This is a genomic window from Immundisolibacter sp. (genome assembly GCF_028696615.1).
In the GTDB taxonomy this organism is placed as follows: Bacteria; Pseudomonadota; Gammaproteobacteria; order Immundisolibacterales; family Immundisolibacteraceae; genus Immundisolibacter.
Genome location: NZ_JAQVGQ010000225.1, coordinates 1 through 3998 on the forward strand (window position 1 = coordinate 1; position 3998 = coordinate 3998).

The 3998-nt window shown below is 67.6% G+C and carries 2 protein-coding genes and 1 pseudogene; 2 read left to right on the plus strand and 1 reads right to left on the minus strand.

Going from position 1 to position 3998, the window contains the following annotated elements; all coding sequences use genetic code 11:
* Both PHC73_RS12090 and glcF read left to right on the plus strand, forming a co-directional pair.
* Positions 1-304 (plus strand): annotated as a pseudogene (locus PHC73_RS12090) (hypothetical protein); the annotation flags it as partial.
* 324 nt (positions 305-628) lie between these two features.
* Complete coding sequence (glcF, locus tag PHC73_RS12095; protein WP_300128595.1) at positions 629-1846, plus strand: glycolate oxidase subunit GlcF; 1218 nt, start codon at positions 629-631, stop codon at positions 1844-1846.
* A gap of 169 nt (positions 1847-2015) precedes the next feature.
* Here the strand turns inward: glcF and katG are convergent.
* The coding region (gene katG, locus PHC73_RS12100) for a catalase/peroxidase HPI (RefSeq protein WP_300128598.1) at positions 2016-3998 on the minus strand (1983 nt) is incomplete at its 5' end.

A 3998-nucleotide genomic window follows, 5' to 3' on the forward strand; every position in this document is an offset into this window, starting at 1 on the left:
AGAAGGTCGCGCCAAGAACCGGCGCGTGGTGCTGGTGGTGCTGGCGACGCCGGATGCGGTGGCCGAGCGCGAGCTGGCGCTCAGCCTGTCCCGCCAGGGTCCACAGGACACCGGCCTTCGCCTGCCTGAACAGCTGCCGAGCGCGCAGTCGATCCTGTCGGCCAGCCGGGCGCCGGCAGGCCAGGCGCCGCCCGCCGCCGCGCCGCGCGCCAGCGCGCGCTGGCCGGCCGAGCGCCGCGCCGCCGGCGAAGTGCCGCCGTTCGTGCCGGCGCCGCCGCTGCCGCAGGTGGCGCCGCCGTTGTGACGCCGCTGCCGCCCGCCGGGCGAGCGGTGAGAGCTTGTGAATTTTTCAAGCTCCGAGGCCGGCCAGGGATGGCCGGGCGCGAATCGAGCCCGCAAGGGCTCGATTCGCGTGAGCACGTCCGGGCGTGTAGCGGACGGGCGACGCAAGCAATGCGCAGCACGCGCATTTCTTCACAAACTCTGAGCTGGCCGCAGCAAATCGTCGTCCCTGGAATTTTTTGGACATGCCGGGCATCCTGCCGCAGCGGGCAGGCGCCGTGGCCGTCGCTCGCCAGCCGACGGTGGCCGGGCGCTGGCCGCGGCATTCCTTTGCCCAGGGGAGTTCATGCAGACGCGATTTCCGGAGCAGGTACGCGCCAGCGGCGAGGGCGCGGCGGTCGAGCGCATCGTGCGCAAATGCGTGCACTGCGGGTTTTGCAACGTCACCTGCCCGACCTTCCAGGTACGCCGCGACGAGCTGGACGGCCCGCGCGGGCGCATTTACCAGATCAAGCACGCCATCGAGACCGCCAGCGTGCCGGCCAGCCTGCGCACGCACCTGGACCGCTGCCTGACCTGCCGCGCCTGCGAGACCACCTGCCCGGCCGGCGTGGAATACGGCCGCGTGCTCGACTTCGGCCGGGAACTGGCCGAGCGGGCAGCGCCGCGCGGCACCGGCGAGCGCCTGCTGCGCCGCGCGCTGCGCTGGGCGCTGCCACACCGGCGGCGCTTTGCGACGCTGCTGGGGCTTGGTCGCTGGGTCAAACCGCTGCTGCCGGCGACCGTGCGTCGATCGATTCCACGGTCCCGCCCGGCCGGGCCGTGGCCCTCGACACGCCAGCCGCGGCGCATGCTGCTGCTGGCCGGCTGCGTGCAGGACGCGCTCGAGCCGCGCATCAACGCCGCCGCGGCGCGCGTGCTCGACCGGCTCGGCATCACGCTCGAGTCGGTTGCCGGTGCCGGCTGCTGCGGCGCCATCAGCCACCACCTGACCGCCACCGACGAGGCGGCCGCGTTCATGCGCCGCAACGTCGACGCCTGGTGGCCGCAGGTCCAGGCCGGCGCCGAGGCCATCGTGGTGACTGCCAGCGGCTGCGCGGTGCAGGTGAAGGACTACGGCCGCCTGCTGGCGCACGATCCGGCGTATGCCGAGCGCGCGGCGAAAATTTCGGCCCTGGCGCGCGATCTCGCCCAGGTGCTGGCCGCCGAGGACGCGACCGGTGTCGCGCCGGCGCCGGGTGCGCCACGGCGCATCGCCTTTCAGAGCCCCTGCACGCTGCAGCACGGCCAGCGTCTGGGCGGCGTGGTGGAAGGCCTGCTGCGCCGCGCCGGTTTCGAATTGGCGCCGCTGGCCGATGGCCACCTGTGCTGTGGCGCGGCCGGCACCTATGCACTGCTGCAGCGCGAGCTGTCGGATGAGCTGCGCACGCGCAAGCTCGCGAGCCTCGCCGCCGCCGCGCCGCAGCTGATCGCTACCGCCAACATCGGCTGTCTCGTTCATTTGCAGGCGGCCGCACCGGTGCCGGTGCGGCACTGGATCGAGCTGCTCGACCCGCTGGCCTGAGGCGGTTTTGCAATGGCGCCGGATAGACGCTGAAAACATCCATCATGCGTGGCATTTTTCAGCTCGCCGCAGCGCGCTGCAAGGCCCGCGCCGCGCTCCCTGAATCAAGGGCTTACGCCCTTGATTCAGGGCCGGGGCATCCTGCCCCGGACGGAAAACGCTGAATAAATCAGCGCTTCTTCAGGTCGTATCGGTCCGCTTCCATGACCTTGTTCCAGGCCCGCACGAAATCGTTCACGAATTTCTCATTCGTGTCCGCTTGGGCGTAGAACTCGGACACCGCTCGCAGCTCGGAGTTGGAACCGAGAATCAGGTCGACCGTGGTGGCAGTCCATTTGACCTTGCCGGTCTTGCGGTCGCGCCCCTCATACAGACCCGGCTTGTCCGACTTGGTCCAGACCGTGGACATATCGACCAGGTTCACGAAAAAGTCGTTGCTGAGCGTGCCCGGACGGTCCGTGAATACGCCATGCTTGACGCCGAACGCATTGGCATCCAGCACCCGCATGCCGCCCAGCAGCGCCACCATTTCCGGAACCCTCAAACCGAGCTGATCGGCCTTGTCCACCATGGCCTCGGCCGGCGGAAAGTAGGCGCCATCGCTGTAGTAGTTGCGGAAGGCGTCGGCTTTCGGCTCAAGGAAGCTGAACGAATGCACGTCGGTCTGTTCCTGAGTGGCATCCATGCGGCCGGGGTGGAACGGAATGCTGACCTTGACGCCGGCTTTCTCGGCAGCCGCCTCGACCGCCGCGTTGCCGCCCAGCACGATGAGGTCCGCCAGGGATACTTTCTTGCCCGAAGCCTGGTTTTTCTTATTGAAGTCGCTTTGGATGGCGCGCAGCTTGTCGAGCACCTTGGCGATCTCCGGCGGATTGTTCACCGCCCAGTCTTTTTGCGGCGCGAGCGCCAGTCGTCCGCCGTTTGCACCGCCCCGGTAGTCGGTGTCGCGGAAGGTGGATGCCGCCGCCCAGGCGGTGCGTACCAGCTCGGGGCCGCTCAAACCGGAGCCGAGGATCTTTTGCTTGAGTGCCACCACGTCTTCGGGCGATACCAGTTCGTGATCAACCGCCGGAATCGGATCCTGCCAGATCAAATCTTCCTTGGGTGCGTACTTGCCCAGATAGCGCGTGCGCGGACCCATATCCCGATGCGTGAGCTTGAACCACGCCTTGGCAAAGGCGAGGTCGAACTCCTGCGGGTTTTGCAGGAAGCGCTTGGCGATCTTGGAATATTCCGGATCCATCTTCAGCGCCAAGTCGGTGGTGAACATTATCGGCGCGTGCCGTTTGCCCGGTACATGCGCGTCGGGGACGATCTGCAGCTTATCGGCGTCCTTCGGGACCCACTGCACGGCGCCCGCCGGACTCTTGGTCTGTACCCACTCGAAATTGAACAGATTGGCGAGGTATTGCCCACTCCAGGCGGTCGGCGTCGCCGTCCAGGCGCCTTCGAGACCGGAGGTGATGGTGTCCTCGGCATTGCCTTTGCCGCACTTGTTGGCCCAACCCAGCCCCTGCTGTTCGATGGGGGCGGCGGCCGGCTCGGGTCCCAGGCACTCGTTGGGCTTATGGGCGCCGTGAGCCTTGCCGAAGGTGTGGCCGCCGGCGATGAGCGCGACCGTCTCTTCATCGTTCATCGCCATGCGACCGAAGCTTTCGCGGATGTCTTTGGCGGCCTCGAGAGGATCGGGATTACCACCTGGCCCCTCGGGATTTACGTAGATCAAGCCCATCTGCACCGCAGCCAGCGGGTTGGCCAGCTGCTTGCCGCCGGCTTTGCCGTTCCTCGGCCCCTGGTAACGGGCCGAATCGTCGAGCCATTTTTTCTCGGCACCCCAATAGACCGGATCCGGCTCCCACTCATCCTGCCGACCGCCGGCGAAGCCGTAGGTCTTGAGGCCCATCTGCTCCATGGCGACGGTTCCCGCCAGCACCATCAAGTCGCCCCAGGAGATGGCGTTGCCGTATTTTTGCTTGACCGGCAACAGCAGACGCCGCGCCTTGTCGAGGCTGACGTTATCGGGCCAGCTGTTCAGCGGCTCGAAGCGCTGCTGGCCACCGTCGGCACCGCCGCGGCCGTCGAGCACGCGATAGGTTCCCGCCGCGTGCCATGCCATGCGAATGAAAAGCGGCCCATAGTTACCGTAGTCGGC

Coding starts and splice junctions, on each gene's coding strand:
- glcF (WP_300128595.1), top strand. CDS start 629: ATGCAGACGCGATTTCCGGAGCAGGTACGCGCCAGCGGCGAGGGCGCG.